The 19,815-nt window shown below is 56.0% G+C and carries 13 protein-coding genes and 2 pseudogenes; 5 read left to right on the forward strand and 10 right to left on the reverse strand.

Features of this window, described 5'->3' with window-relative positions:
• Window positions 1-81 precede the first annotated feature (81 nt).
• The 4 genes from sucD (at window position 82) to ACFSNN_RS28985 (ending at window position 4,524) form a co-directional block, all read left to right on the forward strand.
• The gene (gene sucD, locus ACFSNN_RS28970) at window positions 82-963 is read left to right on the forward strand and encodes a succinate--CoA ligase subunit alpha (RefSeq protein WP_091799342.1); all 882 of its coding nucleotides are present in this window, start codon (window positions 82-84) and stop codon (window positions 961-963) included.
• Window positions 964-1,108: 145 nt separating this feature from the next.
• Window positions 1,109-1,813 carry a TerC family protein gene (locus ACFSNN_RS28975; RefSeq protein WP_134457879.1) on the forward strand — a complete coding sequence of 235 codons (705 nt, stop codon included), beginning with the start codon at window positions 1,109-1,111 and terminating at the stop codon, window positions 1,811-1,813.
• 143 nt (window positions 1,814-1,956) lie between these two features.
• Window positions 1,957-2,580 carry a pilin gene (locus ACFSNN_RS28980; RefSeq protein ID WP_134457880.1) on the forward strand — a complete coding sequence of 208 codons (624 nt, stop codon included), beginning with the start codon at window positions 1,957-1,959 and terminating at the stop codon, window positions 2,578-2,580.
• Window positions 2,581-2,739: 159 nt separating this feature from the next.
• The gene (locus ACFSNN_RS28985) at window positions 2,740-4,524 is read left to right on the forward strand and encodes a PglL family O-oligosaccharyltransferase (RefSeq protein ID WP_134457881.1); all 1,785 of its coding nucleotides are present in this window, start codon (window positions 2,740-2,742) and stop codon (window positions 4,522-4,524) included.
• 65 nt (window positions 4,525-4,589) lie between these two features.
• On the opposite strand, the pseudogene ACFSNN_RS28990 reads toward ACFSNN_RS28985, so the two are convergent.
• Window positions 4,590-4,727, reverse strand: a pseudogene (locus ACFSNN_RS28990) (cyclic pyranopterin monophosphate synthase MoaC); the annotation flags it as partial.
• A gap of 632 nt (window positions 4,728-5,359) precedes the next feature.
• On the opposite strand from ACFSNN_RS28990, the gene ACFSNN_RS28995 reads away from it, so the two are divergent.
• Window positions 5,360-8,314 (forward strand): DUF927 domain-containing protein, encoded by a 2,955-nt coding sequence (locus ACFSNN_RS28995; RefSeq protein WP_134457882.1) that lies wholly within the window; start codon window positions 5,360-5,362, stop codon window positions 8,312-8,314.
• Window positions 8,315-8,787: 473 nt separating this feature from the next.
• Here ACFSNN_RS28995 and ACFSNN_RS29000 read toward each other — a convergent pair.
• The 9 genes and pseudogenes from ACFSNN_RS29000 to ACFSNN_RS29040 form a co-directional block, all read right to left on the reverse strand.
• Window positions 8,788-9,412: pseudogene (locus ACFSNN_RS29000) on the reverse strand (3'-5' exonuclease).
• A gap of 14 nt (window positions 9,413-9,426) precedes the next feature.
• Window positions 9,427-9,660 carry a hypothetical protein gene (locus ACFSNN_RS29005; RefSeq protein WP_134457883.1) on the reverse strand — a complete coding sequence of 78 codons (234 nt, stop codon included), beginning with the start codon at window positions 9,658-9,660 and terminating at the stop codon, window positions 9,427-9,429.
• Window positions 9,661-9,703: 43 nt separating this feature from the next.
• A complete protein-coding gene (locus tag ACFSNN_RS29010) occupies window positions 9,704-11,416 on the reverse strand; it encodes a DUF262 domain-containing protein (RefSeq protein ID WP_134457884.1) in 1,713 nt (570 codons plus the stop codon).
• 249 nt (window positions 11,417-11,665) lie between these two features.
• Entirely contained in the window at window positions 11,666-11,794 is a 129-nt protein-coding gene (locus tag ACFSNN_RS29015; protein WP_279631138.1) for a hypothetical protein, read from the reverse strand.
• Window positions 11,795-11,988: 194 nt separating this feature from the next.
• The gene (locus ACFSNN_RS29020) at window positions 11,989-12,414 is read right to left on the reverse strand and encodes a DUF3293 domain-containing protein (RefSeq protein ID WP_134457885.1); all 426 of its coding nucleotides are present in this window, start codon (window positions 12,412-12,414) and stop codon (window positions 11,989-11,991) included.
• Window positions 12,415-12,440: 26 nt separating this feature from the next.
• Window positions 12,441-13,172, reverse strand: coding sequence for a M48 family metallopeptidase (locus ACFSNN_RS29025; RefSeq protein WP_134457886.1), 732 nt, complete (start codon window positions 13,170-13,172; stop codon window positions 12,441-12,443).
• Complete coding sequence (locus ACFSNN_RS29030) at window positions 13,162-16,209, reverse strand: type I restriction endonuclease subunit R (protein WP_377688891.1); 3,048 nt, start codon at window positions 16,207-16,209, stop codon at window positions 13,162-13,164. The genes ACFSNN_RS29025 and ACFSNN_RS29030 overlap by 11 nt, the downstream gene beginning before the upstream one ends.
• Window positions 16,206-17,378, reverse strand: a complete 1,173-nt coding sequence (locus ACFSNN_RS29035; protein WP_208949500.1) for a restriction endonuclease subunit S — start codon at window positions 17,376-17,378, stop codon at window positions 16,206-16,208. The genes ACFSNN_RS29030 and ACFSNN_RS29035 overlap by 4 nt, the downstream gene beginning before the upstream one ends.
• Window positions 17,369-19,759, reverse strand: coding sequence for a type I restriction-modification system subunit M (locus tag ACFSNN_RS29040; RefSeq protein WP_134457888.1), 2,391 nt, complete (start codon window positions 19,757-19,759; stop codon window positions 17,369-17,371). The genes ACFSNN_RS29035 and ACFSNN_RS29040 overlap by 10 nt, the downstream gene beginning before the upstream one ends.
• Window positions 19,760-19,815: the final 56 nt, after the last annotated feature.

Consider the following 19,815-nt stretch of genomic DNA (forward strand, 5'->3'; position numbering starts at 1 on the left):
TGGCGGCGTGCACGCGCTGCGGGCGAGAACATTCCGCCTCGCGGCGCCGCCGCATGACGCCAAACGAACAGAGGTCAATACATGTCGATTCTGATTAACAAAGACACCAAGGTCATCACGCAGGGCATTACCGGCAAGACCGGTCAGTTCCATACGCGTGCTTGCCGTGAATATGCAAACGGCCGCGAAGCGTACGTTGCGGGCGTGAACCCGAAGCGTGCCGGCGAAGACTTCGAAGGCATTCCTATCTACGCTAGCGTCGCTGAAGCCAAGGCTGAAACGGGCGCGACCGTGTCGGTGATTTACGTGCCGCCGGCAGGCGCTGCGGCTGCGATCTGGGAAGCCGTCGAGGCCGACCTGGATCTGGCGATCTGTATCACGGAAGGCATTCCCGTTCGTGACATGATCGAGCTCAAGGCACGCATGCGCGCCGAAAACCGCAAGACGCTGCTGCTCGGACCGAACTGCCCGGGCACGATCACGCCGGACGAGCTGAAGATCGGCATCATGCCGGGTCACATTCACCGCAAGGGCCGCATCGGCGTCGTGTCGCGTTCGGGCACGCTGACGTACGAGGCAGTCGGCCAATTGACGGCGATCGGCCTCGGCCAGTCGTCGGCAGTCGGTATCGGCGGCGACCCGATCAACGGTCTGAAGCACATCGACGTGATGAAGATGTTCAACGACGATCCGGAAACGGACGCCGTCATCATGATCGGCGAGATCGGCGGTCCGGACGAAGCCAACGCGGCTGAGTGGATCAAGGACAACATGAAGAAGCCGGTGGTCGGCTTCATCGCCGGCGTCACGGCGCCTCCGGGCAAGCGCATGGGCCACGCCGGCGCGCTGATCTCGGGCGGTGCGGATACGGCTGAAGCGAAGCTGGAAATCATGGACGCGTGCGGCATCAAGGTCACGAAGAACCCGTCGGAAATGGCGCGTCTTCTGAAGGCAATGCTGTAAATCGAAATTCGCGTGCTGTCACGGCGCGTTTTTTGATACGCTTACGAAGTCCTTTCGTGAGCATGCGGTTCAAAAAGCGGGGGAGTGTAGACTCCTCCGCTTTTTTATTGGCCGCTCGCCGCATTTCTTTCTTATTCTTTCAATCATGCTCGAGTTCTTCGCCACGCTTCACTGGGGCGCCGTCATCCAGATCATCGTCATCGACATTCTGCTGGGTGGCGATAACGCGGTCGTGATCGCGCTGGCCTGCCGCAATTTGCCGCCGTCGCAACGCACGAAAGGGGTGCTGTGGGGCACGGCAGGCGCGATCGTGCTGCGCGTGGCGTTGATCGCGTTCGCGGTCGCGCTGCTCGATGTACCGCTGCTCAAGTTCGCGGGCGGACTGTTGCTGTTGTGGATCGGCGTGCGTCTGATGGCGCCCGCGCACGACCTGCATGAGAACGTCAAGCCGGCCGACAAGCTGATGTCGGCAATCAAGACCATCATCGTCGCGGACGCGGTGATGAGCCTCGACAACGTGATCGCGATCGCGGGCGCGGCTGAGGCTGCCGATCCCGAGCACCGTCTCGCGCTGGTGATTTTCGGCCTGGTGGTGAGCATTCCGTTGATCGTGTGGGGCAGCCAGCTTGTTCTGAGGCTGCTCGACCGCTTCCCGATCGTCATTACGCTCGGCGCCGGGCTGCTGGGCTGGATCGCGGGCGGGCTGATCATCAACGACCCGGCAGGCGATCGTTGGCCGATCCTCGATACGCCGTGGGCCGAATACGGCATGAGCATCGCGGGGGCGTTGTTCGTCGTCGTCCTCGGCTATCTGCTCAAGCGCCGCAACGCCCATCGCGCGGCGGCTTGAGACGCGCTCCGGTGCCGACATGAGTCGAACCACGCTGCAACGTTAGCCGTTCGGCTGACTGTCTGACACGAACGCCGCTGGCTACGATTGATACGCCTGTTCCCGATCCGTGGGGCAGGCGTTTTCGTTTCAGGAGCCTGCCGATGATCTTCACTTTGCCTTATCCACCTTACTCCCAGTCCTCGCTGGCCACGCGCTCACGATCTTGCCGGGCTGCCTGGTCAGCGCGGCTCGCGCGCGCCTGCCGACGCCTCGGCTTCGGTTTCACGCTGATCGAACTGATGATCGTGCTCGCGATCGTCGGCGTGATCGCCGCTTATGCGATTCCCGCGTATCAGGACTATCTGGCTCGCAGCCGCGTCGGCGAAGGGCTCTCGCTGGCGGCGTCCGCGCGGCTGGCGGTGGCTGAAAATGCCGCGAGCGGTAACACGTTCAGCGGCGGCTATGCCTCGCCGCCCGCCACCCGCAACGTCGAATCCATTCGGGTCGACGACGACACCGGCCAGATCACCGTCGCCTTCACGACGCGCGTCGCAGCGGTGGGTTCGAACACGCTCACGCTTGTGCCGTCGGTGCCCGACAATGCCGATGCGCCGACTGCGCGCGTCGCGTTGAGCAAGGGCAGTGTGCAGGCGGGCGCGCTCACGTGGGAATGTTTCGCGGGCGGCAAGGCGGCGTCCTCGCTGCCGGCGCCGGGCGCAGGTCCGGCACCCGCCGACGCGCCCACGTTGCCGTCGAATCTCGCCCCACCGGAGTGCCGTTCATGAGCGAATGCGACATGAGCGCGCGATAACCGCGCGAGTGAGGCGGCGTCGCAGTCGTCCGCACGTAAAAGGCTGATTTTTGGGATATTTCAGCCGGGCCGGCGCACAGCAGGAGAATTTTTTTGTATAGTGCGCCGGTTGCTGACGCCCACCGGTTCCTCGATGCCCACCCCTTTCGCGCGCTATCTGTCTTTCAATTTGTTGGCTCTCGCGTTGGTGCTGCCTTATGCAGTTGTCAACCATACGTATCCGATTCCGACCTTTTACGCTGAATTTACGGCACTCGCCTTGTATCTGGCGACCGGCGCGGGTGTCGTGCTGCTGGTGGCGAGCGCCAGGCCGCGTGTGACGTTCGCCTCGCCGGTGGTCGCGCTGGTGCCGTTGCTGTTTGGGCTGCTGCTGGTGGCGCAATCGGTGGTATTGCCGGTCTCGCAGCCTTCGATGAACTGGCTCGGCGGTGGCTATCTGCTGGCGGCCTTCATGGCGACGCATGCCGGTTATGGCTTCACGCGCGCCAAGCTCAACGAGACCGCGCTGCGCTGGGCGGCGGGGGCGTTGATCGTCGGCGGGCTGTTTGCGGTGTTTTGCCAGGTCATCCAGTTGTTTCACCTCGAAGTGCGCGTGTCACCGCTCGTGGTCGCCTATAACGTGACCGTCGAGCGCCGGCCGTTCGGCAACATGGCTCAGGCCAACCACCTCGCCACCTACATCGCGTTCGCGATGGCGGGCGCGCTGTTCCTCGTGCAAACGCGTCGGATCGCCGTAAGCATCTGGTTCCTCGTGTCGACGATTTTCGCGGTGGGCCTTGCGCTGACCGTGTCGCGCGGGCCGTGGCTGCAGATGGGTGTGATCGTGGTGGCAGGTTTCTGGATGGCGTTCGCGCAGATGCGCGACCAGTCGCAGGTGCGCCGCGGCAACCGCGAGTGGATCATTCCAATTGCGCTGGCCGTGCTGTTTTTCGTGATCAACGCGCTGATCCGTTGGGCCAACGTTCGCTATCACCTGGAACTCGGGCAGTCCGCGGCGGAGCGTTTTCAGGACGCCGGCCAGATCGCGCCGCGCCTCGCGCTGTGGAAATACGGCTGGACGATGTTCAAGACGCATCCGCTGCTGGGCGTCGGTTGGGGCGAATTTCCGAGCTATCAGTACGAGTTTGCCAAGTCGCTCGGCGGCGTCGAGATCGCCAATAATTCGCACGACATTTTCATCGATTTGCTCGCGAAGACCGGTTTGGTCGGGCTGGCGATCGTGCTGTTCGGTCTGATTACGTGGCTCGTGCGCGTGGTGCGCGCGCCGCAAAGTTCGGCACGCGTATTCGGCATTGCGCTGATCGGTGTGCTGGTCATGCACGCGCTGGTCGAATATCCGCAGCAGTACATGTTCTTCCTGTTGCCGGCCATGTTCGTGTTCGGCCTGCTGGAAACGCGGCCGCTGCGGTTCGTGCCTGCACGGCTGTCGTTCGGCGTCTTTGCCGTGGTGGTGTTCGGCGGGTTGGCCGCGCTGTATCCGGTGTATCGCGACTATGCGCGCGCCGAGGTGCTGTACTACGGCCAGCGTCCCGCCGAGCAATATCGCGCGGCCCCGTCGTTCCTGTTCCAGGCGTGGGGAGAGTATGGTCTGGCGACGCTTTTGCCGATGAATTCGACGGATCTGCCACACAAGCTCGCCATGCACAAACAGGCCATGGCGTTGTTGCCGGGCGAAACCGTGTTGCGTCGCTATGCGGTGCTGCAAGCGTTGAGCGGTGATCAGGCTGGGGCACTCGATACTGTCGAACGCCTGAAGATTTTTGCCACGGAACTGAAGGACTGGCCGTCGCAACTGAGTTACGTGTACCAGCTTTGCGACGAGCAGAAAACGCTGACCGGTTTCAAGGCGGAACTGGTCAAGCGCTACGGCATACCAGCAGCCGACGTCAACGAGGACGACGACAGCGACGAGGAGTGAGCGCTACGTTCGCTTCAAGGCTTCAAGGCTTCAAAGTTGGCGCGGGTTGACGACTCACGCAGTCGTCAACCCGCCACCCAATCCCCCGATTTCCCGCCATGCTTTTCCATCACCTTCACATCGGTGATGGTCATGCCGCGATCCACAGCCTTGCACATGTCGTACACGGTCAGTAACGCCACCTGCACGGCAGTCAGCGCTTCTGGTCGAGATGCTTATCCAGCAAGGTTCCCTGTTGATTATCAGGTTCGCCAGCACCGGCCTCAACACAGCCAATCAGTGAGTTTTTTCCAACGCAGTTGGACAGAATTTGGACAAGCAAACCCGCTTGCCCTCAGACACCGTAACCGAAAAGTCTCGTCGCGGCAACGGCGTGACCAATTCCTAGGGCAATCCTCGTGGCCGCCCGCCTGCAGAAATATTTGTTTGCCGCTGTTGAAATTCGCCAACCGGCCTCATATACTCCTCGGCCTGCCGCGAAGGTGGCGGGTTTCGTTTCGGATCCAATGTATGTCCGGGACGAAAAGTTACAACGCTGAGCCGCTGATAGGGCCTTCACGGCCCTTCGCCAGCCGATCTTGATCGTGCTGTTTTGTTCGGTGTTTTTTTAATACTTGAGTCGACTTCTATTGCGCATAGGCGCAAGGCAGCCGCTCAACTTAAGGAAACCCAACAAAATGAGCATCGAACCTGCATTTTTCTCTTACGGGCCGTTGGCCCCGAACGCGGTCCATCCGCGAAATCTCTCTCTTTTCGGTGATAAGTCCGTCCGCCGCAGCACGCCGGGCGACGACTTTGCTCGCCATGCTCTGTCTGCTCTCGCAGGAGGCCTGCAATGAGCGATATCGCCATTCCACGGGTCGATACGCCTTCTGGCGAGCAACAGATCGAGGTCGTCACCCTGAAGGACATTCAGGACCTGACGGCAGCAGTTTCGTCGCCGCCCTTCGAACAGATCGCCGCTCTTGCGCTCGACCATTTCGATGCGGTGGTCGTCGGCGTTCTTGGCCTTGACGGTGAATATCGTGGCAAGGAGTTCGTCGCCTTCAACCCGAAGCGCAACGACGCCAGCCTCGGCTCGTTCAAAATCAATAGGGAGACCGGTCGCTTCGGTGACTTTGCCGTGGACGGCTGCGCGGGCGGTGATCTGATTTCGCTCTCAGCGTTTTGCTGGGGGTGCAGCAATTCTGAAGCAGCAAAGCGGTTGCTCGATGAGCTTGCGAAGATGGACCTGGAACGGGGTGGCGCTCGTTCGTTTCCTGCGCCGCATCGTGCGACGACAGTTCCCCGTCAATCTGACGAGAAGGTTCTCGTTCAGCCTATTCCAACCGCCGCACCGCCGCTCAATCCGGAGGCCTTCGTGTACCAAGGGGAGAGCTTGGCGGCATGCTATGACTATGTGGATCAAGACCTTCGGCTGTACTTTTCCGTACTCCGCATCCGGAAATCGGACGCCAGTAAAACCTTCCGGCCCGTCAGTGCGTGGCAGCGACCGGACGGCAAGTATTTGTGGAAGGCGGAGATGCCGGCTGGGCTTCGCCCGCTGTTCGGTTTGTCCGGTTTGAAAGGATCAGAGAAGCGCACCACCGTTTTCGTCGTTGAGGGGGAGAAGACTGCGTTGGCATTGCAACAGATGCTTCCTGAATCGCCGGTCCTGACGTCGGCAGGCGGAGCAAGGGCTGCAAGTAAGTCCGACTGGTCGCCGCTTTCAGGATGTGACGTAGTCATCTGGCGGGACAACGATGAAGCGGGGCTGAAGTACCAACAGGATGTGACTGCACAGATCCGCGCGGTCGAACCGACCACGCCGATAGCTGTCGTCAATGTCGAAGCGCTGTTGCGAGCCGTGTGCGCCATGAAGGGATGGGTATATGACGACCAGATTGCCGAGCTGAAGGGCTGGGATGCCGCCGACGTTGCTGCGCTGGGCCTTGACACGTCGGTTATCACCGCTGCCATCGAACAGGCGATCGAGGTTCTTCCGGTGGATGCCCAAACTTCGGTCGTTTTGGACCGTGCGGACGAGACGACAATCGCTGGCGTTACGTGGCGATCGGGGAAGGAGTATCGGATAACCGCTGACGCCATTCAGGTTCTCAAAAAGACGGACAGCAAGAGTTTTTGGGTCAATGTCTGTTCGAAGCTGGAGATCGTCCGTCAATTGCGTGACGAGGAAGGGGCTGGTTGGAGCTTGGAGCTACGGATCCATGCTCCGGACGGAACGTCGAACACGATTGTCCTGCCGAGATCCCGATTCACGGACGCGCAGAGCCTCAAGGCGGAACTGATGGACCGCGGAGTGCTCATTTACAACTGGTTGGAACTTCAGGACTATCTCGGACATGCGATGCCGCTGGAGACGCACAAACTTGTACGAACTCCAGGTTGGCACGGTGGCGCATACGTTCAGTCATCAAAGACGTATGGTAAGCCTGATGAGGCCTTGGCACTCGACGGTATGGCCCCTGCTTGCAACGGTTTCGGGCAACAAGGTGCCCTAGATACCTGGAACAACCAGATCAGTCGACTGTGCATCGGTAACTCTAGGTTGATGTTGGCCGTGTGCGCTGCTTTGGCGGGGCCGTTGTTGCCTCTTGTTGGTGTTGAGAACGGCGGTTTTCACCTTGTCGGACCGAGCAGCGTTGGCAAAACAACGGCACTGCGGGTTGCAGCTTCAGTCTTCGGTCGACCGGACGGCTTTATTCGTTCGTGGCGTTCGACTTCGAACGGCCTCGAGTCGGTCGCCGCTGGCCTAAACGATTGCGTATTGCTGATTGACGAGATGAACCAGGCAACTCCACAGGAGGCGGGGGAAGCTGTTTATATGTTGGGCAACGGTCAGGGCAAGATCCGTATGACTCGTCACGGCGTCGCTGGTCGGCTGCTCCAGTGGAGGCTCTTGTTTATGTCGACTGGAGAGATTCCGTTGCAGCAACACTTGGAGTCGGCAGGAAAGGCCGTGCGGGCCGGGATGGAGGTCAGGCTGTTGAATATCCCGGCAAACGCGGGGTGTGGCCACGGTATGTTCGACACCCTGCATGGCTTCCAAACCAGTAAGACTCTGGCAGATCACTTGCACGCGTCGACGTCGGTAACGTATGGTGTCGCTGGCGATTCGTGGCTGGCTTATCTGACTGGCCAGATGACCGCGCACGGATACGAAGCCTTTCGTGACTCGATGCGGAACCGGTTGACGCATCTCGAAAGTCAGTTCGCCCGTCCGGATGCAGATGGTCAGGTCAACCGTGCTGCCCGACGTTTCGCATTGCTGGCTCTTGCGGGCGAGATGGCCAATGAGGCAGGAATTGGAGGTTGGGCGCCGGGCGATGCCACTGCAGCGATGCAAGTATGCTTCAACGCTTGGGTCGCAGAACGCGGCGGCGTGGGCTCCAGCGAGGAGGCGCAGGCGCTGAGGCAGGTGCAGCATTTTTTCGAGCAGTACGGACAGTCAAGTTTTCAGCGTATCGAGTCCAGCCCGATGATGGGCGACGAGTCGGCGAGCGAGTACCGTGCGATTCCTCAGCGTGCCGGATATTACCGTCAGGCAACTGACGAGTTCTATGTCCTCGCAGAGCCTTTCCGGAATCGTGTGTGTGCTGACCTGAATCTGAAGCTCGTCACTCGAGTGTTGCGTGGATATGGGCTGTTACTTGGCGGCTCTGACACAGCGACGACTGTTCGACTGCCAGGCCTGCCAAACCCGATCCGGGCCTATCGGATCTCCGGGCGGATAGTGGGCTATGCTTCAGAGCGACAACAGGATGCTGGACTAGCCAGCCATCCCGACTAAAGCAGCGGAAAGAGGTGACGGCGGTGACAGCGCCGTGACGGATGGCAAGCACGGGAAAGCCCCGCCGACATTGGCTTGTGACAATGTGACGGTTGTGACGGGTAGAAATATATGCTGCAGGCCATCGATTCCGATGAAGTCGAAAGGAGATCGGTGCCAGCGATCTTTTGCCAATTCAGCTCCAACACTGTCACAAGCGTCACAACGTCACAACCGCGTGGCGGCAAGGATTCAGTCCGTCACATTTCGGCTGACGACCGACACGGCTGTCACATAGCATTTCGTTCCGATCTGGGGGCTTCCCTCGCTGGCATCGCTCCCCGCTCCGGAAACACCACATACTCCAAATTGTCCGCCAGCCCGTCCGGCACCTTCGTGCTTCAGAACCTGCTTGGCCATTTCCGAGCAGCCAGCCTTGCTTTCCTGAATCAGTTTTCGCCTGCAAAAGAACGCGGCTTACTATGGTTTGCCGCTTAAGTCAGAGCTTGTCGTCCACACAGCGATTGCAGGAAAGTCGGAACCTTCGCCTTACTGGTAACCTGCACACGAGCGATGACGGTGTGGTCGACCCGAGCCAGCCCGTATTGCTGAGCGATGTCGGCTTGTAGTCGACACCATAGGTGACTTGTCGTCTCAGCGTCGACCATCGCCCGGTGTGCACGACCGGAGTTCGGCAATCGCAGCAACTCCGCCAGGCTTGATAAACGGTGACTTTGAGCGTGGGGGTAAATACGCCTCGCCGCGAGCATCGTACATGCAAAAGAATGTTCTGCTGACATCCCCAGAAGCGCCAGCTCAGTCTGCCAAAACCTTCGATCAAAACCCGCGTTGTGAGCCACGACGGGATGTTTGCCGACGAACAGGGCTGCTTCACGCATCACCTTCGACACGGAAGGTGCCAATACAATCATCTCGTTCGTGATGCCCGTCAGGCTAGCGACATCGGATGGGATGCGCCTGCCCGCGTTCATCAAACTCTGATAGCGGTCGACGATCTGTCCGTCACGCAAAAGAATGACGGCAATCTCGGTGGCCCGGTCGCCCTGATTCGGTGAGAGTCCGGTTGTTTCGAAGTTCCAGAACCGCAACGGTTTGCATATTTCTTCCCTTCGTTAGTCAACAGCCCAGCCGGCGGCGATCAGGTCGTCAACGGACCCGTAGAGATGTGTCTCACCACTTCTCTTGTCTGTCACTGTCAGGGTGCCCGTCATCAAGTCCCTCAAACCGATGTGGCCGAAGCGATCATCGGCATTTTTCAAATGCAGGTTGCCATCCAGCGTTACAGGCAACGACTGCAGAGCGCCCCGAGTTTGCTCGATCAACGTTTCTGACCACGGATTGTTCATTGCGTATGGTTCCCGTAAATTCACTTTTTTCCAACGAATGTAGCTAAAACAACGCCTGTTCCAATCGCTCCGCAATTAACGCAGATCGCATCTCAATGAATTCAAGGAAATTATCAAAGCTATATGACTGCATTTGAGGAATGCGATGCCGGGCCTTGAAGTTTGCGTCCTTGCCTGGCAACCATTCATCAAACGGTGTTGCGTTCTTTTCGAGATTTTCACTCGCTGTTAGTAGCTGGAGATTTGCGAGCGAATTGAAGCTCTGTAGGTAGCTCCTTATTTTCGCCTCATCATATCCGCGGTGTCTCAACCTCGCCTCGGTGAATTCCGACTTCGGGAAGATATGGTCTTCATGGTAGGCGTTATCTTTCCAATCTCTGTCAGGGTATAAAAGCGACAGGATTAAGTAGCTGTACTTCGTGCAGTAATTGATTCCCAGCAAATTCTCGACTTCAGCTTTTGAGAAGCGAGTTTCGACGCCGAGGCGCCTATTCAGAGCCTCATACGGGAATGTGCTCAGATCGGAGACTGTGCTGAACACTTCTTGAAGATTTCTCAGAGTCGTGTCCGACGATCCACCAAATACATTCTTCAACAACGTCATCGCCAACCACTTCTGGATACGCACTTGGTTAGCGACATCAGTAGCATTCGTGGACGATACGGAACCTTTGTTTCCCGACAGGCCGATATATAGAGCAACTGGAAGCAATGCTATTTTTGAAACCAAATTCTTATCACTGTACCCAAATTTGCCAATCAGATTGACTGTCGTGCCGACGCAAGCTTTGATGTTTTCCCAATTGTCCTCAATTCTTTCAAGATTGATTCTATTGAAATTTTTGACCTTGTATTGAATCGGTAGACCTTCCGTCAGGTACAGGCAGGATTTAAGAACAAAATCCTTGCCGAAAGAGTAGCCTCCATTTATAGCGTTAATTTCGTCTGTAAAAGAGTGAAGCTCTTCACGCGCATTAAGATATCGCCATTTTGCAGTAGCAGCGGATAGCAAAATATCACTGTATTCTAGCTTCTTGCCGCCAGTGTTTGTCCGAATGAAGACTTCAACGACCTTGTCATAGTCCTGCGACTTTTCTTCATAGTAGTTAAGTAGGCGTGCAGTATGGATCTTTGAGTGCAGCCTTCCGATCAACGCATTAGCGCTATCCCTTTGGTCCTCGGAGAATGCGGCGAGTTGAGTCTTAACATTCTTCTTGGCATCTTCCGCGTCATCAAAATTAAGAATATCGCCCACTAGATACCAATGCTGCGGGGAAGGATCCCGCGGATCCGGTTCAGAACTGCTCCTAAACTTGAAGTCATAGGTCAGCTCTTCGGGATTGTCGCCCTTCTCGGCAGCTTTAAGCAAGTTCAGATAAAGCTTAGTTTTGTTCCACTTGTAATAGAAGTAGCGATACGAGCCCTTTAGCCCAAGAAAAAGAGATGTCAATCGTTGTTGACCATCAAGGACCAGATAGATATCCTGGTTAATACCGTTAAGATTCGCCTCTTTGTTGTGCGGATTCTCTTGGTCAAATTCCCGAATAAATTCGTAAGCGGCCCATTGATTTTTATTCTCTTCCCTAATCTTCCAAAAAAGGAAGACACCGATAGGAAAATCTCCCATTAGGGAATCGAACAATCTCTCGATTCCGTCGGTATCCCATACATACTCTCGCTGCATGGCAGGCAAAAATGTAGTGCGATTGACGAATTCGGATACAACTTCACTTATTGTTTTCGGGTTGTAGCTCATACAGGTTTTGCGTTGAGATTAAATTAGATTCCCACCTCGGATACTTCACTCGAAGTGATTCAGCATGTGCGGATTAAAAGTGCAGGGTGTGGCTCACGGAGCATCACGCTACAAAGAGCAATCGCCTCTGCATGCAAAAAACCGGAAGCATTGATGTAGTCCATGGAATGTCGTTGATAGGAACTCAACTTTCCGTTCTCTTTTTTATTACCGCTCTGGTGTTATTTAAGACGCGTATATTTTCTTGACTTAGGTCTTGCCCGCTACCGACCTCTCCAACCCCATAGCATAGAGTTTCTGTGCGAACGCCGTCTTCTCTTCCTCAGACATACCTTTCATCAACGCTTCCAACTCTTGTCGCACGGCGTCGTTTGTCATGGTCTTCATCCTCGTCATGTGTGGACGTCTGGTTGGCCCAACCACTTGTCTACGGGCGGGCGTATCTTTCTCTACCGTGGCTAGTATCAAATTATTCTGCCGATCGCTCAAGTCACCTGCAATGTTTAGCGCATTTGTTGTTCAGGAGCTCCTGCTTCGGAAAAAGCATGAGCCCGGCGTCACTTATCTTCGCCTTACCGAAGCAACACCAACTCCGGCACAGCTTCAGCACCACACCAAACGATCGCATTCTGCTCGTACCGCTCGCCAAGCGCCATCGCAGCTTCAAGCGAAATCCCTAACACGAGAAGACTCGGTTCGCCCCAATGGTCCGTCGGATGTTGTCCTAGACCGTCAACGAATTTCAGACCGAGCTGACGAAGCTCATGCGAGAGGGCTTCCTGCCGTTTGGCATTGTCCTCATCACTACACCGTCTACTGTACGGATTCCACGCAGTAATGAAGGCGCTAGACACAACGCCCTCGTCTCTGTGCAGGGCAGCGAGGGCTTCATTCTTCTGGCCGACCTGCAAGGTAATTGGCGGGGCGCTTTCGACGCAGAAGTGTGTTTCACGATATGCTTGGATCGTGGCCGGATCGATGTTCGACGGGGTGGTCATAAGTGCCTGTTTGTTTTCTAGTCCGCTTAGTGGGACCAGTCTTCGTGTGCCAATGGCGCTCGATTTAACTCTTCGCGGTGCGCTCTCCAATGCGGCAAATGACGATCCATCAACGCCATGAAGCGATCGTTGTGGTGGCGCTCCATCAAGTGAACCATCTCATGAACGAGAATGTATTCGAGACATTGGGGCAGCTTCTTCGCTAGTTCAAGATTCACCCAAATACGGCCGGCATCGATGCTGCAGCTACCCCACTTCGTCTTCATCTTTTTGATGCCCCACGCAGCAACCTTGATACCCAGCAGCGGTTGCCATTTTTCCAGCAGCGCGGGAATTTCCGCCTTCAACTGCTCTCGGTACCAACGCTCGACGACTTTGAGACGCTGTTCGGCGTTCGTCCCCGGCCGGACCTGGATCTCCATCGTGGTTTTGTTGCGCAGTACGACCGTTGCTGGGCTGTCGTGATAGACAACTCGGATGCGGTAGCGACGCCCCTGAAAGTAATGGCTTTCGCCACTGACCATCTCCCGCTTAGACTGCCGTGGCTGGGCGTCGAACTTCTCTCGCTGCCGCCGTATCCACCCGAGCTTTCCGATTACCGCCAGGCGAATCGCGTCGTCGCTGACTGAGAGCGGCGCGGCAACGCGCACTCGTCCGTTCGGGGGGTAGACCCCGAGATGCAAGTTCTTGATCGACTTGCGGACGATTTCGACCGACAGTCCGCTCACCTTTATCTTGTGGTGAAGCTCAGTAACCATGTTGGCTCTTCACGAGATCGAGAATTGCATCAATCCGTTGATCGTCTTCGCCCAAGACCAACCTAATAGCGTTGCGGATCTTCCGGGTCTTCATTGTGTTGCTTCGCCAGTCGTCCTGACGGGCAACCAGAACCGCGTGATCGACGTTCACTGCGAGAGCTTCGTCCTTGTCCAGATTGTCGTACAGGGCCTTTTGCTCGGTGGTCTTCAGCGAAGCAGGGTAGGCAGACCCTGACGTCGGGTTTTTTGCCTTCTTGGCCAGGTTGACCAACTCGGCGAGATACTCCTCATAAGCAAGGGCATCAGCCTTGCGTTTCTCGATCAGAGCATCGAGTAACTCGGACATTTTCTCGTAGTACTTTGGATTTATGGCTTGCTCGTCGATGATAAGCTTACGAACGTTGTTCTCAATTGTTTCTGCCACCGCATCCTTGCTCTCACGAATCCCTTTTGGAAGCTTGTCTACAGCCCCGGCGCCGCGTTCAACGATAAGCTGGATCAAGGACATATCATCGAATGCGGAAATCGTCTCGCTGTCGTCAGCTCGGATGTAGGTGTCAATCAGGTGGCGCATGGCCGGTTCGTACATCTTGAGATCGATATAGTCTCCGCTGGCGAGTTTGACCTCGTTGCGAACCTTTTCGAAGTGACTCGTCTCCTCCTTCAAATCGGCAATTTCTGTCGATGTATAGCCTGCCGCGTCGAGATCGTTGGCGACGGCGGAGTAAGCGCGTATGAAGGCTGCTGCAAATTTGTACAAGGCGAGGCGTTTCGGCTCGTTCTCTTTCAACTGCGCGGCGTTACCGGAGTCTTTGGCACAGAAATATCGAAGATACGCCGCCGTGTCTTTGGGCGTTTCAACGGGTTCGCAAAGAGCCTTGATGGCCTCACGACCTTCTTCGAGATGCTCACGAGCCTTGGTCAGGCGATCCTCCAGCAGTCCGGCAACGTCGTCCTTGTCGTAGCCGTCGAGTGCACCTGCCGTGTAATCGTGAACAGCGCTACCGATGCTCTTGAATAGGTCCTTGTAGTCGATGATGTAACCATATTCCTTGTCGTCGCCATCGAGTCGGTTCACACGGCAGATTGCCTGGAACAAACCGTGATCCCGCATCTGCTTGTCGATGTACAGATAGGTTGCAGAAGGCGCGTCAAAGCCAGTCAAAAGCTTGTCGACGACGATCAGCAACTTCATCTGTCCCGGTTCGTCGATAAATTTCTTCTTGACGTCTTTTTCGAGCGAGTCAGGATCATGACCGTTCAGCATCTCGTTGTAGATTTTGTACTGGCGCAGCTTCTCAGTCGTCCCTTCAGTGCTTTCCCCCTTTATGTCCGCTGTTGATGGTTTGTAGCTGGTAACGATCGCACACTTGCCTGCAAGGTCGGTCTTGCTGAACAACTCATAATACTTGCAGGCCTGATAGATGCTGCCAGACACGAGCATGGCGTTGCCGTGGCCGCTCATCAGCCTGTCTTTCGTTGCCATGTCCATCAAAATGTCGGCAACGATCTTCTCGAGCCTAGACTGGCTGGAGAGCACCCGCTGCATGGTTCCCCATTTCTGCTTGAGCTGTGCCTTGGCAAGGTCCGTCAGCTCCTTCGTCTTAGACTCGAACCACTGATCGATCTTCTTCGGCGACGTGATGTGCTGGTCGACGTCGCGGGCTTCATAGCGGAGATCGAGGACCACTCCATCACGAACGGCTTCGTCGAACTTATACGTATGAATGTACGTTCCGAAGACTTCGAGGCTCGTGGCCTTATCGGCCTTGAGCAGTGGAGTGCCGGTAAAGCCGATGAACATCGCATTCGGCAGGATCGCCTTCATCGCTTTGTGCAATTCTCCGGATTGAGTACGGTGGCACTCGTCAACGAAAACATAGATGTCGCCCTTCGCTCGGAAGTCGGCCGGAAGCGCTCGCTTTAGCTCTTCGACGTACGCAGAAATGTCGCCACTATCTTCCTTGCCGCCGAACTTGTGGATCAGCGAGCAGAGCAGCCAAGGTGTCGTAGCATTGAGCTTTGAAATCAGATCGGCGCCGCTCTTCGTTCGATAGATTTCCTCGTTGACGCCCTTGAAGACCTTTTCGATCTGTTCATCAAGCTCTGTCCGGTCGGTGATGACGAGGACACGGGCATCCTTGACGTTTTCCCGAATCCACTTTGTCAGCCAGACCATCGTGAGGCTTTTGCCCGAGCCCTGTGTGTGCCAGATGATGCCGCCTTCCCGACGCTTCACGTGACTCTGCGCCGCCTTCACCCCGAAATACTGGTTTTGCCGGGAGAGCTTCTTGATACCTGCGTCGTACACGATGAAATCGTGAATCAACTCAAGGAAGCGAACCTTGCTGCAAACCTGGGTGACGTGACGGTCGAGCAAATTGTCGATCGGACTGTCTTCCTTCCAGGCGAGGTAGTACTTCTCCGGCGTTTCGATTGTCCCGTATCGCAGGCCTTCAGTGTCGTTGCCCGCCATGACGAACTGCATGGTCGAGAAGAAGTGCTGAATGAAGACCTTCTTCTGGTTGTCAAGGTTTTGTCGGATGCCCTCCGAAACCGAGACGGTGGATCTCTTCAGTTCAAGCACGCCTAGAGCGATGCCGTTTACATACAGCACGATGTCTGGGCGCTTTGCGCTGGCCTTCGCATCGGCACCACTGACAGTCACTTCCTCGGCAATGGCGAAATCGTTGCTGAGAGGCTGCTTCCAGTTGATGAGCCATACCGTCTGAACCTGTTCACCAATTTCTGGTTTGACCTGAACTCCATAGCGGAGCATCTCGTATATAGCCTTGTTCCGGTCATAGATGCTTTTGCTCTGGTCGCCAGCGGCCTTGTCGAGAAGATGGATTGCACGGGCGATGAGGGCGTCGTCGTAGCCACGCCGCTTGAGGAAGCTAGTCAGCAGGGCGTGGTCGATGTTCCGGTTACCGACACGGTCGATCCAGTTGCCGAGATACTCATACCCCAGCGAGTCCCGGAACAACTGAACGACACGTTCCTGCGTCTTCTTCTCGATTTGGCCGACAGTGCTCATAGGAGGCGAATTTTCCCAGTTAGCAGTTCCTGCATCATGCCTTGCTTCAGGGCACGAGTTTTGTCTTGTTTTTGTTTGAGCGCTGCGATTTCCGCGTCCATGTCAGAGAGGGCTGAGGCGATGGCTGCTTGCTCTTCCTTTGTCGCCGGGATTTGCGCCTCGAATGCGTGAACATCGTTTCGGTTTAGTGTGGGCACACCCGAACCGGTTGCAAACCTATCCAAGCCAATTCGCTTGTACAGATAAAAAATAAATCGTGGATCATTCCCCTTGAAATTGGTAACCCACAGAGCGGTGTTGTGAGGCCAGTAGTGACCCTCTACGTAGGTAACGTTCCCAATTGTTCCGGACCGACCAGTAACTACGCCAGGGCCGGTAACCCGATAGTCTGAGTGGTTGTTGAGCATGCCATTAGAGTAAACGACGGGGTAGCCACCTCGTTGCAATTTTGAAGTTGGTAAATCGAAACCGCGCTGGAGCGGTGCAACGTCTTTCAAGCGCTTCACCACCCACTTCCCACTAAACCCCGGCAAACGTTGCTTACCCGTGAGCAATTGCTGCATCGTGGCCTGCTTGATGTCACGCTTTTTGGTGATGAGTTGACCAAGCGATGAGATCAAGGCATCGACGTCAGACAGGACCTCAGAAATGGCCGCTTGCTCCACGGGGGGCGGCATCGGAACCTGAAAGTTTCGGATCTGTTCGACATTAACCCGTTTGAAGGTCGATCCGACCATTGAATTATCCAGCTGTCCAGCAATAATAGAGGACTTGAATACTTCCTGAAGGTAGTCAGTTGAGTGTACTGGACTCTTTTTTCGTAAAAGGCAAACGTCCTGCCCCATTGCGAATGGTGGATGCCATTCCTTAACTTGGGCGAGTTCGCCTACCGTAGCATTTCGACTCATGATTAGGTCGCCAGCTTGAGGTTTTCGTCCTCCCTCAATGAGTAGCGAGTAGTATCCTACTGTCGTTTGCTTGGCATTCCGCAGATCTACGAATCGGCTTTGTACCTCTCCAATGCTGGCAATCGGAATCCCATAACTGACGAACCGTGCCGTAACATGCTTACAGTCGGTCACTCCCCAAAACAGCGCCAGGCTGCCGGCTTCCCATTCATCGGGAATCACTCCCACCTCGGTCCGTTTGTACCCCGGCTTCAGTTGCATGCGAACCCCATCTTCTTCAGGTGCTCATCGACACGGGCGGCGAGTGCGTCAACCTCATCGGTCAGCTTAGGCAGTGGTGTTGCGTATCGGTCAGCCAGCTCCTTGATACGGTCAGTCAGAGCCTGTGATACACAATCAAGCTCGGTCTGGACGTCTGCGGCGAGCGTAGCAAGCCACTTGTCGTCCACGACCAACGTCTTGGTATCGTCTTCGGTCAGCTTGCTGTACTGGGCAGCAACCTTGGCATCCAGCGCCCTCAGTGCATCCTTCACTTTCCTGCTCGCCGCAGCCTCCAGCTCGATCAATTCAAGGTACTTGTTCAGAAGCTTTTGCTCATCGGCAGCATCTGAATCCTTCTTGATTTCGGCCAGGCGGGCTTTGACGGTGACTTTTGTCAGCTTGCTCTTTTCGGTCTTGGCATCGGCCAGCAACCCGTCTTCACCGCCATGTTCCTCGTCAAGCTCTTCCATCTGGCGGGAGATAGCATCTCGCTCAGCCTCGAGCTGTTCGATGGCCTTCGCCTCTTCATTGAAGTAGGGACCAACGATAAGCGAAGTCGGCATCAGATCTGTGTTCGGTTTGCCGTCGGCCAGTGCAGTCCAGCCATCATGAACCAACATGTACACATCGTCCTGCATTGTCTCAGCCCAGTACGTCATCAAGTGCTGGTAGACGTCATAGGCATCGAGAAGCGGTACGGCCTTGAACGTGTCGAGCAGGCTTTCCGAGATGGTCTCGATCAATGCCTTCGGATGGTCCCCAACCTTGATGCCGCTGAGAAGCGAGTGGTTTCCTTCCTTCCATTCATCGAAGTGGGAATGCACCGTTTCTATGAAAGACTCGAACTCCGCATGGCCGAAGATTGTTGCCTTGATCTCGCTCGCCGGAACTTTCAGTTCACTATAGGCAGCCCGATTCGTAGCGCCAAACAGAGCCGACCGGACATTCGGCAGCACTTCCCAGTAGCCGGCGAGGTCGTCAATGTCGTGGTTCGGAATACCGCCGAGCAGGTGAGCTGCGATATCTTGCAGATCTTCGGGCTCGGAACTGTCGATATACCTCGGGATATTGAGGTTGAAGTCGTTGTCAGCGATTTCCGAAACGGGCACAAGCCGCGAGAACTTCGGTATTTCGGTCTGCTTGTTGAATGCGTCAACGATCTTGTGAATGTCCTGGGCTCGCAGGCGATTCTTGTTGCCGTCCTTCACGTAGCCCTTGCTGGCATCAATCATGAAGATGCCCTTGCGGGCTGCAGCGTGTCCCTTGTCGAGAACAATGACGCAAGCCGGAATGCCCGTCCCGTAGAAGAGGTTAGCCGGGAGACCGATGATGCCCTTGATGTAACCCTGCTGCACGATTCGCTTCCGGATGACACCTTCCGCACCGCCCCGGAACAGAACTCCGTGCGGCAGAATCACCGCTCCCTTACCCGTGCTTTTTAGCGAGGTCAGAATATGAAGCAGGAAAGCGTAGTCGCCGTTCTTTTCTGGGGGAGTGCCGTAGTCAAATCGATGATACAGATCATTGGCCGGATCGAAACCGTTGCTCCAAGCCTTCGTCGAAAACGGAGGATTTGCGACGACGAAGTCAAAGGTCTTGAGATACCCGTTCGGCTGGACGAAGTGGGGGCTGGATAGCGAATTGTCCCTCCAGATTTCCGCCGTGGGGCAATCATGAAGGATCATGTTCATCTTGGCCAGTGCGGACGTGGCGTTGTCCATTTCCTGGCCGTAGATTGTTAGGTCGACGCCAGCAGAGCCCTTAGCCTCATCGTGAGCTTTGATGAGCAGCGATCCCGAGCCGCATGTCGGGTCGTAGATCGTCTGGTCGGAGCTCGTAGCGCTATCGATGCCGATCACTTTCGCCATGATGCGGGACACTTCTGCCGGGGTATAGAACTGTCCCTTCGACTTTCCTGACTCCGTGGCGAAGTGACGCATCAGATACTCGTATGCGTCGCCGAGAATGTCATCGCCTTCCGCCCGGTTCGAGCTGAAGTCGAGAGCGGGGTTGTCGAAGATGGAAACGAGATTGGACAAGCGATCAACCATGTCCTTGCCCCGGCCGAGCTTATCGGGGTCGTTGAAGTCGGCTACGTCGATTACGCCTTTGAGATCATTTGCTTCAGCGAGCTTGCTAATGATCTTATTGAGCTTGTCGCCAATTTCCTTATCGCCCTTCAGGGCAACCATGTCGGAGAAACTGCCACCGTCAGGGACGTCGAGCAGGGCGTCCGGTTGACCCGCATATTTGTCGGAAACGTACTTGACGAACAACAGGACCAGCACGTAGTCCTTGTACTGGGAGGCGTCCATGCCGCCACGAAGTTCGTCGCAGCTCTTCCAGAGGGAGCTGTACAGTTCGGATTTTTTGATCGCCATAGATTGTCTTATGCGTGATGTTGCGGATAAATCGCCTGCCTAGGCGAGGTTTTTCC

The sequence above is a fragment of the Paraburkholderia dipogonis genome, from assembly GCF_042680985.1.
Lineage (GTDB): Bacteria > Pseudomonadota > Gammaproteobacteria > Burkholderiales > Burkholderiaceae > Paraburkholderia > Paraburkholderia phytofirmans.

Excerpts from the sequence above, each read along its gene's own strand:
- ACFSNN_RS29040 (WP_134457888.1), bottom strand. The coding sequence starts at position 19,759 with ATGGCGATCAAAAAATCCGAACTGTACAGCTCCCTCTGGAAGAGCTGC.
- ACFSNN_RS29020 (WP_134457885.1), bottom strand. The coding sequence starts at position 12,414 with ATGACCACCCCGTCGAACATCGATCCGGCCACGATCCAAGCATATCGT.
- ACFSNN_RS28985 (WP_134457881.1), top strand. The coding sequence starts at position 2,740 with ATGCCCACCCCTTTCGCGCGCTATCTGTCTTTCAATTTGTTGGCTCTC.
- sucD (WP_091799342.1), top strand. The coding sequence starts at position 82 with ATGTCGATTCTGATTAACAAAGACACCAAGGTCATCACGCAGGGCATT.
- ACFSNN_RS29030 (WP_377688891.1), bottom strand. The coding sequence starts at position 16,209 with ATGAGCACTGTCGGCCAAATCGAGAAGAAGACGCAGGAACGTGTCGTT.
- ACFSNN_RS29015 (WP_279631138.1), bottom strand. The coding sequence starts at position 11,794 with ATGACAAACGACGCCGTGCGACAAGAGTTGGAAGCGTTGATGAAAGGT.
- ACFSNN_RS29010 (WP_134457884.1), bottom strand. The coding sequence starts at position 11,416 with ATGAGCTACAACCCGAAAACAATAAGTGAAGTTGTATCCGAATTCGTC.
- ACFSNN_RS28975 (WP_134457879.1), top strand. The coding sequence starts at position 1,109 with ATGCTCGAGTTCTTCGCCACGCTTCACTGGGGCGCCGTCATCCAGATC.
- ACFSNN_RS28995 (WP_134457882.1), top strand. The coding sequence starts at position 5,360 with ATGAGCGATATCGCCATTCCACGGGTCGATACGCCTTCTGGCGAGCAA.
- ACFSNN_RS29025 (WP_134457886.1), bottom strand. The coding sequence starts at position 13,172 with ATGGTTACTGAGCTTCACCACAAGATAAAGGTGAGCGGACTGTCGGTC.
- ACFSNN_RS29035 (WP_208949500.1), bottom strand. The coding sequence starts at position 17,378 with ATGCAACTGAAGCCGGGGTACAAACGGACCGAGGTGGGAGTGATTCCC.
- ACFSNN_RS29005 (WP_134457883.1), bottom strand. The coding sequence starts at position 9,660 with ATGAACAATCCGTGGTCAGAAACGTTGATCGAGCAAACTCGGGGCGCT.
- ACFSNN_RS28980 (WP_134457880.1), top strand. The coding sequence starts at position 1,957 with ATGATCTTCACTTTGCCTTATCCACCTTACTCCCAGTCCTCGCTGGCC.